Source organism: Oleiphilus sp. HI0043, assembly GCF_001634935.1.
Map to the genome: position 1 here is coordinate 1 of NZ_LWEY01000985.1, position 434 is coordinate 434.

The 434-nt window shown below is 45.4% G+C and carries 1 protein-coding gene; it reads right to left on the bottom strand.

The window, feature by feature from the left end; genetic code table 11:
* Positions 1-16: 16 nt before the first annotated feature.
* A partial coding sequence (locus A3729_RS10690; RefSeq protein ID WP_304439716.1) for a TrmH family RNA methyltransferase occupies positions 17-434 on the bottom strand: 418 nt, incomplete at its 5' end.

A 434-nucleotide genomic window follows, 5' to 3' on the forward strand; every position in this document is an offset into this window, starting at 1 on the left:
TTTTATCGCTCAAAGTTTATTCTGAAGCAGAATCACGCTTAGCTCTGATACTCGCATACCATTGTGAGGGGTTTATTATCTCACCGTCCTCTTCACTAACTTCGGGATATGGAAGTTTGTTCTGGTGGCAATAGCTAGCGACTTTAGGGTGCGCCCAGCGAAAGAAAGTTTCCTGATAGGTTTTACCATCTAAACGAACCTGATCATAAGACCCAGCCAAGGACCGCTGCCTTTGCGCTTCAGCGAGAATAATGGCTGCGGCAACCGATACGTTAAATGACTCCACCATACCAAGCATCGGAATCACAATATGCTGATCCACCTTGGCCGCTGCGATATCACTGACGCCCTTCTTTTCATTACCTAATAGAATCGCGCAAGGCTTAGTATAGTCAACATCCCTATAATCAATTGCGCTACTGACAGAACAGATT